Source organism: Halomonas sp. AOP22-C1-8 (assembly GCF_052378905.1).
GTDB lineage: Bacteria > Pseudomonadota > Gammaproteobacteria > Pseudomonadales > Halomonadaceae > Vreelandella > Vreelandella citrativorans.
Window position 1 is genome coordinate 82,574 of the sequence record NZ_JBQSYD010000014.1, and the last position, 18,014, is coordinate 100,587.

An 18,014-nucleotide genomic window follows, 5' to 3' on the forward strand; every position below is an offset into this window, starting at 1 on the left:
TTTTTCTTGTCTTAACGCTTACTTACCATTGGTCGCACCTGCGAAGTTTATCAGGTGCGATGACGGGGTTACGCTTCTCGCTGGCTTGCCTGAATAGCGGTCAGCGCGATGGTATAGACGATATCATCCACCAGCGCGCCTCGGGAAAGATCATTCACTGGCTTGTTTAAGCCTTGCAGCATGGGGCCAACACTGACTACGCGAGCACTACGCTGCACCGCTTTGTAGGTCGTATTGCCGGTGTTCAGGTCCGGGAAGACAAAGACGGTGGCGCGGCCCGCTACGGGCGAATCTGGCGCTTTCTGTTTGCCCACGCTCTCAATGGCGGCTGCATCGTACTGAAGCGGGCCATCGATCAATAAGTGCGGGGCACGCTCTTTGGCGATGCGCGTAGCTTCACGCACTTTATCGACATCCGCGCCGGTGCCTGAATCTCCCGTTGAGTAGCTGATCATGGCCACGCGCGGCTCAATGCCAAACGCTTCTGCGGAGCGAGCGCTTTGCAGGGCTATTTCAGCCAGCGTTTCGGCATCCGGGTCCGGGTTCACCGCACAATCGCCATACACCACTACCTGCTCGGGCAGCAGCATAAAGAAAATTGACGATACCTGGCTATATTCTGGCGCGGTCTTTATCAGTTGAAACGCCGGGCGCACAGTGTTAGCGGTGGTGTGGATAGCACCCGAGACAAGGCCATCGACTTCATCCAGCTGGAGCATCATGGTGCCAAGCACCACGTTATCCTGTAGCTGGGCCTCAGCGGTGAGTTCGTTAAGCTTGCCACGCCGACGTTCTACCATGGGCGCGATATAGTGGGCACGCGTGCTTTCGGGGTCGATAATCGTCAACTCGTCGGGCAGTGCTAAACCGCGGTTACGCGCCACTTCCTCGATGTTTTCACGACTGCCCAACAGCACGCAGTTGGCAATGCCGCGCCGCTGACAAATAATCGCTGCCTCCACCGTGCGGGGTTCGTCGCCCTCCGGCAGTACGATTCGTTTTTTGGCGTGCTGCGCCTGCTTGACCAACTGATAGCGAAACGCCGAAGGCGATAAGCGCCGTGCATAGCCGTGGCTTAACTTGTCTTTTAGCCATTCAAGGTCGATATGGGCAGCGACAAAGCGCGCCACCTGCTCGGCACGCTCGAAATCATCAACGGGGATTTCGCTGCTAAGCTGGCTCAAGTTTTGAGCCGTGGTCAGGCTGTCGGTTTCAACCGCCAGCACGGGCAGGCCGGTTCTAAGCGCTGGGCGACACATCTCAATCATATTGTCGTTAGGCAAAAAACCATTGGTCAGCAATATGCCCGCCAACTGAGTGCCGTTCATGGTCGCGAGGGCGGATGCCAGCACGACGTCGTCACGGTCGCCAGACGCCACCACCAGACTACCGGGTGTAAAGATATGCAGGGCATTCGCCGCGCTACGCGCGCACAGGCTTGTCGACATTACCCGGCGGCTCGCCGCATCGCCTTCATTCAGCACCTTGGCACTCAGTGCCCGTGCCACGTCCAGCGTGCGGGGGGCATTGAGTGTTTTGCTGTAAGGCACAATGCCGATTAGGTGAAAACTGTCGGTGGCCAGTGACGGTGAATAGCCGCGAAGCTCGTTAAGTACCGACTCTTCAAGCTGCGGCTTAATGGTGCCCGGCGCTGCCGAAAGGTCATCTTCCTGGCCGTAAGGCAGGTTTTTCATGCGCATCAGGATGCCGCCCAACGTGCGGGTCGAGCTAACCCCGCCAAAGCTTCTGGCGTGCATATCAAGCTCTTCAGCAAGTGCCTGTGGCTCGTTTAAATCCCCGGTGCCCACCAGGATGATGCGGGCATTAAGTGCATGCGCCAGTTGAGCATTGGTTTGCGTCGCGTACGTGGTGTACTGGGTAGGCACTACGCCTTCCACTACGACTAAATCCAGCGCGTTACCGTCCCGCTCAGCCTGCTGCGTTACCTGTTCATAAAGCTCGACCACATTCTCCAATAGCTCATCGGTTTGGTCATCGCGCAGCAAGCGCTCCAGCCGGGTTTGTGAGATCGGCGAAGGCGGGCGCAGGTTGAGCGTGCGAGACACCAGTGCCGTTGAGCGATCAAGGCCTGGGCCGTTCAGCTCTTTTTGCATAAACGGCTTCAAAAAACCGGCTTTAAGGCCAATGGTGTCGAGCGCCTGAATCAGGCCTAAGCAGGCCGAGGTTAACCCGGCCCCCATGCTTGTGGGCACTAGAAGGATGGCTTGGGGTTGAGAAGGGGACGAACTCATGCGTGGGCCTCCAGGCATTGACGTGTTTCCATTGCGATACGGCCTTCTTCGTCGGTAGGAATGACCCAGGCTTCGGGACCCTGATGATTTTCCCTGTCCAGCTTGCCCTCTTTGCCGCGAATCATCACGTTATTGCTCGCCTCATCAAGAGCAAAGCCAAAGTGAGGCAGCAGGCTGATAACGCGGCGGCGTACAAGAGGAGAGTTCTCACCGATGCCGCCGGTAAAAATGACGCCATCAAGCGTCGGCAGTGCGCAAGAGAGAGCAGCAAGCGACTTGGCAATGCGGTAGCAAAACACGTCGAGCGCCAGCATGGCTCTTGCATGACCCTGCTCGGCTGCTTCCTCGACTTCGCGCATGTCGTTGGTTAAGCCAGAAAGCCCCAATAGCCCGCTTTGCTTATTCAGCACATCATCAATCTTGTCCATCGACCAGCCCAGCTGGCGGTGTAAATGGGCGTGCAAGCCTGGGTCGACGTCGCCGCTGCGCGTGCCCATCACCAGGCCTTCCAGCGGGGTAAGTCCCATGCTGGTGTCCAGGCTTTGATTATTCCACACCGCTGCGGTGGAACAGCCGTTGCCCAAGTGGGCTGTTAACCAACCGCCCGCGCCGCGAGGGCTAAGCTCGGCCGCACGCTGGCTAACAAAGGCGTGGCTAGTGCCATGAAACCCGTAGCGACGAATGCCGTGTTCAGCGTAGAGGTTCTCTGGCAGGGCATAGCGGTAAGCTTTTACGGGGAGGGTTTGGTGAAACGCGGTATCGAATACCGCAACCTGAGGTAGTGCTGGAAATATCTTTTGAGTAGCGCTGATGCCTGCCAGGTTGGCAGGGTTATGCAGAGGCGCCAACGCGGCGGTGGCCTTAATCGCACTGATAATATCACTATCAACCAAGGCGGCCTGAGTAAACTTCTCTCCGCCATGAACAATACGATGCCCAATAGCGCCCGGAATGCGTCCTTCCAGGCTGTTTAAAATGGCGTTGAGCGCTTGAGTATGATCAGCATTGGGGAGTGCATGGCTAAAACTTCCCCCCGCGCTATTTATTCCTTTTAAACGGGCATCGGCGCTGCCTAAGCGCTCTGCCAAGCCTGCTAAGCGCGGGGCATCAGGGGCCGGATCGATCAGTGCGTATTTAATAGAGGATGAACCACAATTAATAACCAGCACCGGTGCATCCATAAAGAATCTACCAAAAGAGTAAAGGTTTAGTTTGTACGTTAGTGTGGCAGGCGGCAAGGGGCATTAACGTAGGCGGATATTTGTTTAGCCATTCGACTCAAATCCGGGCATGCTTGGCGGTTAACGTTCTTTTGCTGCCTGGAGCCTATGACTACGTCCTCGTTACCCAACCACCTGCCGCGCCACTTGGCCATTTTGCTGCTAATGACCGTTGGCACCATGTTCGCTGCCAACCATGTATCGGCCAGGCTTGCCTTTGATAACGGTACAGGGTTACTGCTGGCCGTATTAACGCGTTCCGGGGTAGCCTGTTTGATCCTGCTCGCCCTTGTGATCGTTCAGAAGAAACGCTTATGGCTGCCTTCGGGCACTTGGCCCTGGCAACTGGTGGTAGGTCTTCTTATCACCATTCAAAGTGTCAGCCTTTATTCAGCGGTTGCGCGGCTTCCTGTCGTTATTGCGCTACTGTTGGTCAATACTTTCCCCATTCAGTTAGCACTATTGAGCTGGGCGTTGGGCGGGCCGCGTCCGTCGCTTCGCAGTTGCCTTATTATGGGGACCATTTTAATCGGGCTGTTGGTCGTGCTGGATATTCCAGCGTGGCTTTCCAGTGCTGACAGTATGGGGCCAGAGTGGGTCGCCGGTATTGGATTTGGGTTACTGGCCGCGTTCGTTTTCGCCTGCGCGCTATGGGTTACCGAGCACCGTTTATCCCAGGTAGGCAGCACGCTGCGCAGTCTTTTAACCATGCAAACCGTGTTTTTCGCCATGGTAATCGGTGGGGCTTTAGGTGTTGTGCCCGGTGGCATGAGCCTACCTGACAATAGTCAAGGCTGGGTGGGTTTGGGGCTTTTGGCGCTGCTCTACGCCACCGCGTTCTCGACACTGTTTATTTTTGTGCCGCGCTTGGATATGGCGCGCAACGCCCCGGTCATGAATATCGAACCTGTCGCCTCTTTGGTGATCGGCTATTTCGTATTAGGGCAAACGCTAAGCCCCGGCCAGTTATTGGGTGGGGCGGTCGTGGTGGGTGGTATTGTCGCACTTAGCCTATCCAAAGGGCGGTAAACGTTGCGTTCTTTTCGGACATGTACCACAATGAATCTGTGTAAGGAAACACTGTTTTTTAACGGAGGTACAAGACGATGAAGATGACCGTATTATCACTCACTTCTGCGGCACTCTTGGTCGGCGCAGGTGCATTCGCTGCATCAGCACAGGCACAGCAATCATTGGGTTACCCTGAAGGTTACGTGGCGGGCGACGCCATGTTTTGGAACCTTGACCCTGACCGCGGTTCCTCACGTAACGACGTAGGCCTGCGTTTACGCGGCGGCGCGCAGTTCAATGATTACTTCGCGCTCGAAGGGCATCTGGGTACCGGTGGCTCCGATGGTGATACCAAGCTGGATTACCTGGTAGGTGCTTACGCAAAAGGCATCGCGCCTATTACCCCCAATGCACGCCTTTATGGTCTGGTCGGTGTCACTGAAGTGGATTTCGACCACGACAGAGAAAGCGGTTTCTCCTATGGCGCGGGCGGTGAAATTGATGTCGCCAACAATCTGGCCATCAGCGCTGATTACATGCGTTATCTGGACAAGTCTGCCTACGATTTCGATGCCGCAAGTGTGGGCTTAAAATACCGTTTTTAATGATTAACGCTTAAAACGCGTTAGTGGTGTATCCAACCCTAGGGCCTTTTGGCTCTGGGGTTTTTTTATGGGATTTTTTCTGCAGGCAGCCAAGGGGGCTACTCAATAACGCTCATAAAGCAGAAGCGTGGATCATTGTTAGCTTGCTAATCATTTGCTAAAATACGCTATTCCATTAAGCATGCGCTGGCCATAAGCGCTCTGCGCGTACGCAGAAGGTGCGCAAATCAACGAGTAAAACTTCATGTCCCCTGATCAAAAATTCGCCCGCTGGGTGAAGGTAGCGCTGACTGCCTTTGCACTGCTGTTTATCTATTTCTTGATAGCTGACAGCTTCATGCCCATGACGCCCGAGGCCAGGATAATGCGCCCGGTTGCCCGTGTAGCGCCAGAGCTCAGCGCGCCAGTGAAAGAAGTGACCGTGCGTGACCATCAACAGGTTGCCAAAGGCGATGTACTGTTTCGTCTAGACCCCGAGCCCTTTCAACTTGCCCTTGATCAAGCGCGGCTAAACCGTGAGCAGGCTGAGCGCGAAAACACGCGCCTTGAAGCAGAGCTTGCCGCCGCCCGGGCGGTGCTGGCCTCTGCCCAGGCAGTTGCGGAGGAGCGCAGCAGCGAGCGGCGCCGTGGCGAAGCCCTGGTGGGGCGGCAGAGTATCTCACGCCAGCAGTACGAGCAGCAGGTGGCGGCTGAGCATACCGCCCTGGCAGACGTGGTTTCCGCCGAGGCGAACATACAGAGCCTGGAAGTACAGCTAGGCGAGAACGGAAATACCAACCTGCGCTTGCGCCAAGCCGACAACGCCCTTGAGAAAGCGCAGTTGGACGTCGAACGTACCGAAGTGCGGGCGGCAGAGTCAGGCCAGGTGACGAACTTGCAGCTTCAGGTGGGCGACTATGTTCAGGCAGGGCAGCCAGTGATTGCACTGGTGACTCAGAACATGGATATCGTTGCCGACTTCCGTGAAAAAAGCCTACGCCACGTACTGCCCGGCGATTCGGCTGCGGTGATCTTTGATGCCATGCCTGGGCATATCTTTGAAGGGCAGGTCAGTGCTTTTGATGCTGGCATACGGGAAGGGCAACTGACCGCTGATGGGCAGCTGGCGGATATTCCTACCTCTGACCGCTGGGTGCGCGATGCGCAGCGTTTGCGTATTCATATTGCCCTCAACGAACCCATTGCGGCGCTGCTGCCAAGCGGTGCCCGGGCAACGGTGCAACTGCTGCCGGGGGAACATGCGCTGGCGCACCCCTTTGCATGGCTACAAACGCATCTGATCAGTTGGCTACATTATGTCTACTGATGCGGGTTCTACTACTGCAGGGCCCGCTGGTACAAAATCGGCGGATGCCAGCACGTGGTCAATCAGTCACGTGTTGCGTAGTTTTTTTAAGCGCACGCCCCGCCGTAGCGGCGCTGCCCCAGAGGCACCTGCCTACCATCGCCTGAGTGAGAATGCCCTGCGCCAGTGTTTGCGGGTGGCCGGTGGCGGCACGCTCGGATTTATTATCAGTCAGTTAATGGGTTGGAACTACGGCGTTTTCTTTACCGTTTTTCCGATGTTTTTGCTGGGTATGGTGCCCATTCTGAATATCAGCATTATTCGCCAGTTTTTAGGTAACGTATCGGTGAATGCGCTGGAAGTCAGCCTGGTGGTCGGCCTGCTTAAACATATGCCAGTGGTGATGACGCTGGTCGTGTTGGGTATGTTCCTGTTTCGGTTTAGCTTGATGGCAAAAGGCCCGCTGTTTCTGTTTGGGGCCAATGGCGTATTAACCTTAAGCATTCTGCTGCATTTTGCGAGCTACCCCAGCGTCGATCTAGCAGATTTGTTGGCCTCCAATTTTGTGGCCAGCGTGCTCGCCGTGTTCATCGCCATGCTGATGTACACTCTTTTCCCTGATGTTGAGCCCCGCCAACCGCCGCCCAAAAGCACCAAGACTAAAGCGCAGATGCGCCATGAAACGCTGATGGGCGGCATTACCGCGACACTTTCCTTTGTCGTTTTTCAGGTGCTTGACCTGCAGGGGTCGCTCTCGGCACAAATGGCGACCATTCTGGTACTGTTCGCGATGGGCTATGCCGGTGCACGCGTATCCGCTCGCAAACGCGCCATCGGCACGCTATTGGGATGTAATCTGGCGCTGATAATGCAGCTTCTGCTTTACACACAAAGCAATCACTTCCTGCTGGCGATTGTGCTTTATTGGTTGGGGCTATTGCTGTTTGGGCGCGAACACATACTTGAAGGTGGCGGTTCCGGCATCGGGTTTGGCGGGATGACCACTTTAGGCATTCTGTTTGGGCAATCATTAGGACCGAATCAGGACCTTGTCTATAGCGCCCTGTATCGCTTTTCATCCATGAGTGTGGCGCTGGTAGTAACGCTGCTGTTCATGGCTTGCCTGCATTATGTGCTCAACCTTTGGGAGCCTACGCGACTACCAGAAAGAAAGTGAGGTAACTTTTTTAACAAGGGCTACTCTAATAAGGCAGCTGTGATGTGAAGGGCAATATGTTCTTCTCTCCAGCGTGTTTCCTGCTAACGGATTAGAGGTGTATGTCATGAGTGGAAAAGACGATAAAGTAAAAGGCGCCGCTAACAAAGCCGCTGGTAAAGTGAAAGAAGCGGCTGGCAAAGTAACGGGCAGCGAAAAAACGGAAGCCAAAGGCAAAATGCAGCAGGCTAAAGGCGAAGCTCAAAAAGGTAAAGGCGAGGTGAAAGAGAGCCTCAAGAAAAAATAGCCTTGCTACGCACGTTAGCGTAACACGTCGATAACAGGGGCCTTCAGGCCCCTGTTTGCGTTTATGCCTTTCGTTTTCAAACCGTTTTACACTTCCTGATACAGCCGGCTTCCCGTTTGGCGAAACTTCTCCGCCTGCTCTTCCATACCGCGCTTAACCGACTCCGCGTCGTTAGTGCTTTCTGGCGTGCGGTCGCGGTAGGTGTCGCGTACTTCCTGGCTAATCTTCATCGAGCAGAACTTCGGCCCACACATGGAGCAAAAATGGGCGACCTTTGCGGAATCCTTGGGCAGAGTTTCGTCATGGAATTCCCGCGCGGTGTCTGGGTCTAGCCCCAGGTTGAACTGATCTTCCCAGCGAAATTCAAACCGCGCCTTGGAAAGCGCATTGTCACGCCGCTGTGCTGCCGGGTGGCCCTTGGCGAGATCCGCCGCGTGGGCGGCAATTTTGTAGGTAATAATACCGGTCTTTACGTCATCTTTGTTGGGCAGGCCCAGGTGCTCCTTCGGCGTGACGTAGCAGAGCATGGCACATCCAAACCAGCCGATCATCGCGGCCCCAATGCCCGAGGTAATATGGTCGTAGCCTGGTGCGATATCCGTGACCAACGGGCCGAGTGTGTAGAAGGGCGCTTCATCGCAGTACTCCAACTGCTTGTCCATGTTCTCCTTCACAAGGTGCATGGGCACGTGACCGGGCCCTTCAATCATTACTTGCACGTCGTGCTTCCAGGCAATGTGGGTCAGCTCGCCCAGGGTTTTAAGCTCGGCCATCTGCGCTTCGTCGTTGGCATCGGCGATAGAGCCAGGGCGCAGGCCGTCACCCAGCGAAAATGCCACATCGTACTGCTTGCAGATCTCGCAGATTTCCTCGAAGTGGGTATACAGAAAGCTCTCCTGATGATGATACAAACACCATTTGGCCATGATCGAGCCGCCGCGCGAGACGATGCCCGTCACCCGGTTGGCGGTCAGCGGCACATAGCGCAGCAAAACGCCTGCGTGAATGGTGAAGTAATCCACACCCTGTTCGGCCTGCTCAATCAACGTATCGCGAAACACCTCCCAGGTCAGGTTTTCGGCCACGCCGTTGACCTTCTCCAGCGCCTGATAGATGGGCACCGTACCGATAGGCACTGGCGAATTACGCAAAATCCATTCGCGGGTTTCGTGGATATTCTGCCCGGTGGAGAGATCCATGATGGTATCCGCACCCCAGCGAATGCCCCAGGTCATTTTGTCGACTTCTTCTTCAATCGACGAGGTGACGGCCGAGTTGCCCAGATTGCCGTTAATCTTGACCAGAAAGTTACGCCCGATAATCATCGGCTCACTTTCGGGGTGATTGATGTTATTGGGAATAATCGCCCGCCCACGAGCAACTTCATCGCGCACAAACGCCGGCGTAATCTCTTCTGGGATGCTGGCGCCAAAGCTCTGGCCGCGATGCTGGTGGCCCAAAATTCGCTCTACCTCGGCATTGCCCAGCGCTTGGCGGCGCTGGTTCTCGCGCAGGGCGATAAACTCCATTTCCGGAGTGATAATCCCTTGGCGGGCGTAGTGCAGCTGGGTAACGTTTTTGCCTTCTTTTGCCCGGCGCGGCGTGCGTTTCAAATCAAAGCGCAGTTGGGCCAGCATGGGGTCGTTGGCGCGGCGTTTGCCGTACTCAGACGTATGGCCTTCTAAAAACTCGGTGTCGTCGCGCTCCTCAATCCACGCCCGGCGAAGCGCGGGAAGCCCACGGCGTAGATCAATCTGGGCGTTGGGGTCGGTGTAGGGGCCTGAGGTGTCGTACACCAGCAGCGGCGGGTTCTGTTCATCCACGCTGGTCGTTTTGGTCGGCGAGAGGCTGATTTCCCGAAACGGCACGCGGATATCCGGGCGCGAGCCTTCAAGATACACCTTGCGTGAACCGGGTAGCGGGGAAATCGCGGCGGCATCCACTTGGGCGGTTTCGGCTAGAAAGCGGGCTGTCTTCTGGGTAACGGTTTTGTTCACGGTTATATCCTTGTTATTGGAATTAATGGGAAAGGTCCAGGCCCATCTGCCAGAAGTCGATTTCCAGGCGCGTAGCATCGCGGAAAATTTTGCTGAGCTCATTAAAGCGGGCAGGGGTGACGTCGGCGAGGCGAGCATCAAGCCATTCAAGCTCGGCCTGCATGGCCGCTTGAAACTCCTCGCTTTCGTACATCGCAATCCAGGCATCAAACGGGTTGTGTGTGCCGCGTAGCGTTGTGGATTTTGCGTTCAACCAGTTGGCAATCTCGCCATAGCCCACCAGGCAAGGAGCAAGTGCTACGTGTAAATCCAGCAGGTCGCCACGGCTACCGGTATCCAACACGTAGCGGGTGTAGGCCATGGTCGCCCGAGCTTCTTGTAGCTCGGCAAGCGCCTCCTCGGAAATACCCCATTCGCGACAAAAGCCCACGTGTAAGCCCAGTTCCACATCCACAATGGTTTTCAACCCTTCGTGGGCCTGGCGCAAATCGGCAAGTGTAGGGCTTTTGTAGGCGGCCAGCGCATAGGCGCGAGCGAAGTGAATCAGAAACAGATAATCCTGCTTCAGGTAGTGGCGAAATGACGCTTCAGGCAACGTGGCGTTGCCCAGCTGGCGCACGAAATCGTGCTCAATGTAGGCGCGCCAATCGTCATGGCAGGCAGTGGTTAAATCAGTAAAGCGGTAGCCCATACATCCTCCGGTGGTGGTGATCCGAAGGGCAGGCGAAAAGATCGAGGAAATGGCACGGAAGGGGGCGAGCGATCATGGGAGAGAGCTAGCCGGCGCCATCGCTTGATCCCTACGCCGGTACCCGCGCTACATCAAAAGTAGCGCATTAGCCGGATCAGGTTCAGCGGGACCAGCACTTGGCAGCAACATTGCTACGCCCTGCGCCATCTCAGCCGGATATCACCGGCACCCCGTCAAGCATTCAACTCAGCGAGTCTAGGTGGCGGTGGAGGGAGATGCAAGGGGGCGAACGGTGGTGCTCCGTGTTAATTTGAATCGATTATGTCTATCAACACTCACCACCACAGCATGATGCGATCAGGAAGTACCGACATTGACCACCGATAACAAAACGGGTTGGGAAGCCTTCTATCGCGCCAATCAAACGCGAGCCGCCTCGCCGCTGTTACGCCGCGCTTTGGGGGATGAGTGCTTAGCCAAAGGCAACGGCCATGCTATCGATTTAGGGTGTGGAGGCGGCATTGAAACCGCTCTACTGCTGACGTCGGGGTGGAAGGTCTTGGCGATCGACAAAGCGCCCAACGCCATTGCGCGAGTTGAAACATTAAAAGCTGCATTACCCAGCGCTGGTCTGACAATTTTGACTTCGAGTTTCGAGGAATTGAAAGGCTTGCCATCGTCTGCCCTGATCCACGCCGGGCTAAGCCTGCCGTTCTGCGAGCCAACGCACTTTCCCATACTGTGGAGCATGATCCTTTCAGCGCTTGAGCCGGGAGGGTTATTTGTCGGACACCTTTTCGGTAATCGGCACGATTGGGCCAGGCATCCAACAATGAGCTTTCACTCGAAGCAAGCAGTAGAAGCGCTGTGCGATGGTCTGAAAATTGAGCTTTTACGCGAAAGCGAAGGAGAGGGCGGGCTGGTACCGCATCACTGGCATCGGTTTGATCTTATCTTGAGAAAACATGCGGCTTGATTGAATCGGTTTGTTTAAAGCAGCGGCTGCCACGTGCCTTGATTTACTACAGGTGTTGCCTCACTTCGGCGCCCGTTATCGCAGCAGCGTGTCTTGTTCCATGAAAACGAATGAAGAAGCGAATCCAATAGAAATACGTTTTCTCAGTGCGAAGGCCATAACGTTTTACCCACAAGGTGGCCCGGACCCTATCCATTAGCTTCATGGGGGTATCCCTTTGTATTCATCTTGGCGTGTATTTATATACAGTGTTATTGAGAATGGCAAATCGTGCCAGCATGCGAATTTTGGATAGGCAGCCAAAATTTGCTTTGCTAGCAATAGAATCAATGAGGTAGATTTGGTTTAGGCGGCTAGATAACCACTGTTGACCCAAATAGGATCGTTGATGCCACAACCCGTAATGGAATTAAAAATGGCGCCGGCAAGGAGCGCAGTTCGTGACCTTCGCAGCAATCTGCGTTGGATTATCGTCATCGCTGCTGTTTGGGTACTTTATACACTTGCCAGTTCTGCTGTAATCCGTATATGGGAGGATTGGGGGTATTGGCACTCGTGCTATTTCACCTTGATCAATATGACGACCGTTGGCTTCGGTGATGTCACTCCTTTAACGCAGCAAGGGAAGATAGTGGCGGGGGTGAATTCCGTCGTTGGCTTGATGCTTTTTGGTGTCTTCATAGCGTCGATTACGATGGCGCTTCAGCCATCTTCGTTCGATGGCACAGCAGAGTTGAAAGATGTTGCAGTGCCTAGAAATAAGAGTGTCGAAGATGAGGGGGTAAAAGAAGAGAAAGTAGGTCGCTTTCTTGAGGCTGTGAACGGACTTGTTTCACTTGGTGACGAGATGGGTGAAGGTCGCCACCGGGACTATCCGAAGATTGTTGACATTCTTGTTGATGTGGAAGGTGATACCGGTAGAAGCAAGTACATACATCTACACGTCAGAATCAGAAATGGCTAACAAAGCCATTAAATTCGCCCCCCGCGGTCGCCGGACGCTCGTTCCTCGCGCCGTTTATGGCAGGCGTTATGTGCCAAGCAAACTTCGAACGGCTTCGGTCAAATTCAAAGTGAGGACGCAAAATGAAAAATGATAAATTAAGTAATCTGATTCTTTCGATAAAGCTTCAAGTGAAAGATGATGTTCAGGCAGGTGCTACAACTACTCGGTATAAATTACCGGAGGCGGCGCTAGCTGATGATGTCATTGAGGCACTGGATGCACATTTTAAACATTATAAAAGCTGCTCCATAGATGATGGTATTTTGGTTTTGGTACACCCTGATCCGGAAGACTAGTGAAAACACATAGCAAGTGCAGGCAAGGGACGCTCCTAACGTAGCGCCCTTGCTGCAAGTGTTATCAATACAAAATCGGAGAGAGTATGGGATATCTGGAACCTTTGTACTTGAATGAGAAAATGGTTTTGAATGCTGCTGCATACTTGTTTAAAGGTGTTGGCTCAGAATCAGAGGAGAGGGTTTCTTCTTCGGCAAATAGTCAGGCCAATGCGAAAATAGGAATTTCATTCTTGCAAGGCTTGCTTGGAAAAGCAGAATTAGGCGTTGAAGGGAAAAGTGCAAGCGCAAACGAGGTTACAACTATCAAGCGGTATACATTGGGTGGCTTGCATATGACCGTCGTTGATGAATTGGAAGAGAGGAAAGATATAAAAGATTTCTCAAGTGCTGATATGGACAAAGGTCAATACATTAAAGCAAAGGCCATATTGCAACCGGTTGACATTTTTCAGCTTGTGGAGACACTTCAAACATCGGCCCCCTTGATTGTTCAAGGTTTAAAGCACTTCGGCGTAAAACTTGGACTTCAGAAGAAGTCTCTTGACGAGTTTCTTAAATATGAAAAGCCACTCGTTCAATTAATTGATGCGATAGAACAGGACTACTTGAAGTCCAAGCAGCTTGAAATGCTTTTGTGCAACCCTGAGACTGGAACCCCATTTGGGGTTGTTGATTTAGATGTCACGGACTATGACGCAAAGGAAATTAAGGCCAAGCTTACTGATGGTGAGTTTGCTGTCATTGGAAAGTTAACAAAGCGTATTGGTGATGGAGAAACGTTGAGCTTAGTTCAAAGAACCTTCTTGTCATATGTGATGAGTGTTTTGGATACGTTAATGGTAGTGACCAATGACATGAATCGCTTAAATAGTTATAGAAACTCAATAGATTCGGCAAAGCCATTTGTCGAGCGGTTTTGTCGCCTTTCGATAGATGGGCCTGCTTACAGAATGACAGCGATGTCGGTATGTGCATAGTTGCTATCAATCGCAGGCACAGGGACAAAATTTCCGCTGCGCTACAATTTTGCGCGTGCTGCGGGCGTTATGCTTCTAGGGAGTTCCAATGAAATACTACTGGGTCAATCAAGCAAAATTTGTACCGGAGGCCGGGCAAGGCATTATTCAAGCTGATGTTAATAGCGATGATCACGCTAGAAAAAGAATACTTGAAGTTGAAAGTGGCGATATAATATTTTCGTTTACCCCTAATGGGTTGGGGGCGATCTTGATTGCAGAAGAGAACGTAAGAACTAACGCTAGCCTCTGCATAGTGAAATGTGATTATAATCACTTAGAAAGTTCGATTAGCATTCCATCGGTAGTTGAATCTCTTTCGGGGCATCTTGGCAACCTGTATTCTCCTATTAACGTAAATGGAACAAGAAACCAAGGTTATTTGTACCCTTTAAATGATGCCGCAGGCATTATTCTATTAGATATGGCTGGCTTTACTCTTGATAGCTTAACCGCAGGAGATAATGGTAACTCTGTGCCTGGAAGAAAGTCTGTGCTTATAAGTAGAGTTGTCAGAGACACAAAAGTATCAAGGGAAATAAAAAAACTTTATAGCCACGTATGCCAGGTATGTAACACCCCACTGGAAACATTATCTGGGGCCTACGCTGAAGGGGCTCACATTATTCCATTGGGAAAACCTCATGATGGTTCAGACATAGCTTCAAATATACTATGCCTATGTCCTAATCATCACGTTTTGTTCGATAGCTTTTCATTTTCTATATCAGATAGTGGAGATCTGATTGGCTTAGAAGGTGTGTTGCATCTAAAGCAAGGTCACTCAATATCGAATGAAAGTTTGAAGTGGCATAGGGAACAGCATAACAAAGCATTACAGCGGATAAACCGCTGAATGCGGCGTTATCAGAAAAATCTAAAGCTCGATCCTGAGTAGAGTCTATGGGATCTATAATAATCGGAAAAAGAATGAAAGAAGCAGTAGACGATACTCCTTATTTAATATCTCTCCAGAGTTGTAATCGAATTGCGAGAGAAGAATATATAGCCGTACAAGGTTATTTTGAGCGTTGCGATACTATCATTGAGGCACTGAGCAAAAAACTGCAGGACGTGATTGGGCGTGGTTGCCAGGCTCTATCCGAAGACAAAATGTTGGAGGATGGCCTGACCGGCATGTTGCAGGATCTTGAGAGAGACTACGGAAAACTTCTTTCTAAACGAAATGCTAATCTCGCCAAGCAGAAAAGAAGCCTTGACTGTTTCAATGTCATGCTCTTTGGTCGAACGATGGCTGGCAAGAGCACTATTCGTGAGGCCATAACTCGAGGTGATGGCCAGACCATTGGCAAAGGAGCGCAAAGAACAACGCGCGACGTTAAAGAGTATGAATGGAACAACTTGAGGATAATCGATACCCCTGGCTTCGGAGCCTATAACGGTCAGGAGGACTCGCAGATTGCCCACGAGATTCTTGAACAGTCAGATGTCGTGCTGTTCATGCTCAACAGCGACAGCATCCAAGAGTCGACCTTTGTTGAGCTTGAGCAAGTTCATAAGCTTAACAAGCCGTTGATCTTCGTGTTGAACATGAAAAAAGATCTAGAGAATGATGGTAACCGGCGACGGGCATTGAGGAATCCGGAAAAGTATATTTTCAAAGAAGAAGATATCCAGGGACATACTGACCGATTAAAGAAACTTGCCGGCCGTGCAGGCATAAATCCGAGCACAGTCCGAATCATCCCAATTCATGCCCAGGCCGCATTCTTGGCGACCACAGATTCGGGGGAAGAAGGTTCGCAATTACACGATCTTAGCCGAATTGATGACGTTCTGAATGCACTTATTGGTGAAGTGGAAGGGAATGGGCCGATCCGAAGAGTCCAGACGTTTCTCGATTCGAGCCTTCATCATGTTGATAAACAGAGCTTGCTCGTCCTAAGCCAAAGGGATCGGCTCACCAAGCTCTTGCAACAGTATGAAAGTAGTTTCACTCGTATATCTCAATGGAGGACAAAAACTCTTCGTGATGCGCCACGGTTGCTCTCCAAGGAAGTGGATGTTGCTTTTAAACCGTTAGTTGACTCTGTTGCAGATTTTGTTGATGACCACATTGAGGATGAAAGTGTAGCAGTAGCTTGGGAGCATCATTACAGGAGTTTTAAAATTACAAAAAAGGTAGAGCGATCGGCACAAGCCTTGGCAGAACAGGTGGTAGAAGAACTTCAGGATTTCAATCGAGAAATGAATGAGGGCTTGGATATCACCTTGTCTTTCGAGGTTGCTCACAATGGGAGAAATTTCAGCGAGTCCGACTTCAAGCGTATAAATGGTTGGGGCTCTGCTATAGCCGGGGCTGTAAGTGCAATTGCATTTTTTAACTCATGGAATCCTGTAGGCTGGGTGGCGGTGGGTATCGGCATAGTGTTCACAATATTTTCATTTTTTTCTGATAGCCGTGCTAAAAAGCTAAAAGAGGCCAAGTCTAAACAGCGCCAGGCTTTGCTTGAGGATATCGAGAAAAGTAAGCGAAAAATAAAAGCCAATTTAGAAGGCTGGTTCGACACAAGCCTCCACCGGGCCATTATTTTGCCGACAGTACACAATCTGTCTCTTCTTTGTCAAGCGCTTAATGGGTCTATAAGTGGGTTGGATAGTACTGATAGTCAGCTCGACACTCTAAGGCATGAGGTTAATTTTCGCCTACTTAATCGAGTTGCTTATATCATCACAAGGCAGCACTTTATTCTGCCGAAAGCTTTAAAGATAGTGAGGCTTCCTGGCTATGCTTGTTATTTTATGATCTCGAATTATTTTCGAAATTCTGAACTTCTTCGGGCTATGAGTAAAGCCATGAGGGAGAAAGTAGTCGTAGTGTATGACACTGATTTGGATAAAAAAATTTCCCACCTTTATAGGGGGCTTGTAGAAAAAGTCGAGCTTTCCGAACAAGACAAAGTGTCCGTGTTTGCCCAGAAGCAAAATATTAGCAAGATCATTGGAAAAGATCACCGCCGAATAAAAATGGTGGCTGCGCTTTGTTCCTGTGAAATTACCCTTGTCACTATTTAGGAATGAATTATGACTGAAATTGGTTACAGTGCTCTCAAAGATAAGGTTGAAAGCCTTTACCAGCGCTCTAATGAGCTATGGAGCGCCAGCAACTTCAAGGCATCCGAGGCAGGGTTTGATATTGATTTGGCGCCTTTAAATCTTGTTTTTGCCGGTCAGTACAGTTCTGGGAAGTCTTCTCTTATTAAAATGTTGACAGGTATTGAGGACATTAAGATTGGGGCTGGGGTAACAACAGGTGTGGTCACTCAATACCAACATGAGTCGTTAACTATCTGGGATACCCCAGGGATTCTTGCGGGTGAGTGCGAGCAGCATGACGCCGAAGCGCTTGAGGCCATAGCGAAAGCAGACCTGCTGATATACGTAATTACCAATGAACTGTTCGACGATGTCGTGGGCGCCGCCTTCCGCAACCTTTGCTTTAACCATGGCCGCGCCAAGGAGATGATGATTGTTATCAACAAATTTGAAAGTGACTCGGCCGACAAGGAGACCAAGATCGCGGGCATCACCCAAGTGCTTGAGCCCAAAATCCCAGAGGACTTTCCCATCGTCTTCACTGACGCCCAGTCATTCTTTGACTCCTTGGATGAGGAAGACGAGCAGGAACGCCAAGAGTTGTTGGCGCTTTCCAACGCTGAAGAGTTCAACAACGCCATTGATGGTTTTGTCGCGCAACGTGGCCTATACGCCAGACTGACGACGCCGCTCCAGCTGCTTCAAATCACGTTGGAATCAAAAATTGACGAGCTAACCATTTCTGACCCGCTTCAAAAAGGCTTGGTTAGCTTACTCAATCAAAACAAGCGCGTTTTTCAAGTCAACAGACGCGACCTCATCAAAAAGGTCGGGACGGACCTGGACAAGCTTAACGGCCAGATTGTTGAGCAAGGAAACCAGCTTGCTGATGCTTTGGGTGGAGAGCAGGAAGAATTTGAAAAGGTACAGGACAGCTCAACATATGAATGTGAGCGACTCATAAACTCTGCCTTGGAGGATCTGCAGGTCACTGTGAGCGAATGCCTATCAGATCTTGAGGCTGAGTTAGTTGAGTTGGCGAATACTCCTGCTAGTTTGAAGATCAATGAAGCTTTGGATGCTGCAAAGAATTTCAATCCTGAAGCCGAACAAGGGAAAGTCGGCAGCTTCTCTAA

The 18,014-nt window shown here is 51.7% G+C and carries 17 protein-coding genes and 1 riboswitch; of the genes, 12 read left to right on the plus strand and 5 right to left on the minus strand.

The window, feature by feature from the left end:
- Positions 1-68: 68 nt before the first annotated feature.
- Entirely contained in the window at positions 69-2,252 is a 2,184-nt protein-coding gene (pta, locus tag ACT3TY_RS09670; RefSeq protein ID WP_444628031.1) for a phosphate acetyltransferase, read from the minus strand.
- Positions 2,249-3,433 carry an acetate/propionate family kinase gene (locus ACT3TY_RS09675; protein WP_441678418.1) on the minus strand — a complete coding sequence of 395 codons (1,185 nt, stop codon included), beginning with the start codon at positions 3,431-3,433 and terminating at the stop codon, positions 2,249-2,251. The genes pta and ACT3TY_RS09675 overlap by 4 nt, the downstream gene beginning before the upstream one ends.
- Positions 3,434-3,580: 147 nt before the next feature.
- On the opposite strand from ACT3TY_RS09675, the gene ACT3TY_RS09680 reads away from it, so the two are divergent.
- The 5 genes from ACT3TY_RS09680 (at position 3,581) to ACT3TY_RS09700 (ending at position 7,836) form a co-directional block, all read left to right on the plus strand.
- Positions 3,581-4,501 (plus strand): EamA family transporter, encoded by a 921-nt coding sequence (locus ACT3TY_RS09680; RefSeq protein ID WP_441678416.1) that lies wholly within the window; start codon positions 3,581-3,583, stop codon positions 4,499-4,501.
- Positions 4,502-4,578: 77 nt separating this feature from the next.
- On the plus strand, positions 4,579-5,088 hold the full coding sequence (locus ACT3TY_RS09685) for a porin family protein (RefSeq protein WP_441678414.1): 510 nt from the start codon (positions 4,579-4,581) through the stop codon (positions 5,086-5,088).
- 244 nt (positions 5,089-5,332) lie between these two features.
- Positions 5,333-6,394, plus strand: a complete 1,062-nt coding sequence (locus ACT3TY_RS09690) for an HlyD family secretion protein (RefSeq protein WP_444628032.1) — start codon at positions 5,333-5,335, stop codon at positions 6,392-6,394.
- The gene (locus tag ACT3TY_RS09695) at positions 6,384-7,550 is read left to right on the plus strand and encodes a DUF2955 domain-containing protein (RefSeq protein WP_444628033.1); all 1,167 of its coding nucleotides are present in this window, start codon (positions 6,384-6,386) and stop codon (positions 7,548-7,550) included. Before ACT3TY_RS09690 ends, ACT3TY_RS09695 begins: the two co-directional genes overlap by 11 nt.
- 106 nt (positions 7,551-7,656) lie before the next feature.
- The gene (locus ACT3TY_RS09700; RefSeq protein ID WP_087105804.1) at positions 7,657-7,836 is read left to right on the plus strand and encodes a CsbD family protein; all 180 of its coding nucleotides are present in this window, start codon (positions 7,657-7,659) and stop codon (positions 7,834-7,836) included.
- Between the two features lie 86 nt (positions 7,837-7,922).
- Here the strand turns inward: ACT3TY_RS09700 and thiC are convergent, their stop codons facing one another.
- Both thiC and tenA read right to left on the minus strand, forming a co-directional pair.
- Complete coding sequence (gene thiC, locus ACT3TY_RS09705; protein WP_444628034.1) at positions 7,923-9,833, minus strand: phosphomethylpyrimidine synthase ThiC; 1,911 nt, start codon at positions 9,831-9,833, stop codon at positions 7,923-7,925.
- Between the two features lie 22 nt (positions 9,834-9,855).
- Positions 9,856-10,524 (minus strand): thiaminase II, encoded by a 669-nt coding sequence (tenA, locus tag ACT3TY_RS09710; protein WP_444628035.1) that lies wholly within the window; start codon positions 10,522-10,524, stop codon positions 9,856-9,858.
- 89 nt (positions 10,525-10,613) lie between these two features.
- Positions 10,614-10,767, minus strand: a riboswitch (TPP riboswitch).
- A gap of 130 nt (positions 10,768-10,897) precedes the next feature.
- Between tenA and ACT3TY_RS09715 the strand changes: the two genes are divergently transcribed.
- Entirely contained in the window at positions 10,898-11,500 is a 603-nt protein-coding gene (locus tag ACT3TY_RS09715; protein ID WP_444628036.1) for a class I SAM-dependent methyltransferase, read from the plus strand.
- 46 nt (positions 11,501-11,546) lie between these two features.
- Here the strand turns inward: ACT3TY_RS09715 and ACT3TY_RS09720 are convergent, their stop codons facing one another.
- A complete protein-coding gene (locus ACT3TY_RS09720; RefSeq protein WP_444628037.1) occupies positions 11,547-11,705 on the minus strand; it encodes a phage integrase N-terminal SAM-like domain-containing protein in 159 nt (52 codons plus the stop codon).
- Between the two features lie 183 nt (positions 11,706-11,888).
- On the opposite strand from ACT3TY_RS09720, the gene ACT3TY_RS09725 reads away from it, so the two are divergent.
- The 6 genes from ACT3TY_RS09725 to ACT3TY_RS09750 form a co-directional block, all read left to right on the plus strand.
- Positions 11,889-12,464 (plus strand): potassium channel family protein, encoded by a 576-nt coding sequence (locus ACT3TY_RS09725; RefSeq protein WP_444628038.1) that lies wholly within the window; start codon positions 11,889-11,891, stop codon positions 12,462-12,464.
- A 122-nt stretch (positions 12,465-12,586) separates the two neighbouring features.
- The gene (locus ACT3TY_RS09730) at positions 12,587-12,802 is read left to right on the plus strand and encodes a hypothetical protein (RefSeq protein ID WP_444628039.1); all 216 of its coding nucleotides are present in this window, start codon (positions 12,587-12,589) and stop codon (positions 12,800-12,802) included.
- An 86-nt stretch (positions 12,803-12,888) separates the two neighbouring features.
- The gene (locus ACT3TY_RS09735) at positions 12,889-13,782 is read left to right on the plus strand and encodes a DUF6414 family protein (RefSeq protein ID WP_444628040.1); all 894 of its coding nucleotides are present in this window, start codon (positions 12,889-12,891) and stop codon (positions 13,780-13,782) included.
- An 88-nt stretch (positions 13,783-13,870) separates the two neighbouring features.
- Positions 13,871-14,677, plus strand: coding sequence for an HNH endonuclease (locus tag ACT3TY_RS09740; protein WP_444628041.1), 807 nt, complete (start codon positions 13,871-13,873; stop codon positions 14,675-14,677).
- Positions 14,678-14,751: 74 nt separating this feature from the next.
- The gene (locus ACT3TY_RS09745; protein ID WP_444628042.1) at positions 14,752-16,857 is read left to right on the plus strand and encodes a GTPase; all 2,106 of its coding nucleotides are present in this window, start codon (positions 14,752-14,754) and stop codon (positions 16,855-16,857) included.
- Between the two features lie 9 nt (positions 16,858-16,866).
- Positions 16,867-18,014 (plus strand): GTPase domain-containing protein (locus ACT3TY_RS09750; protein ID WP_444628043.1); only part of this gene is annotated, 1,148 nt, incomplete at its 3' end.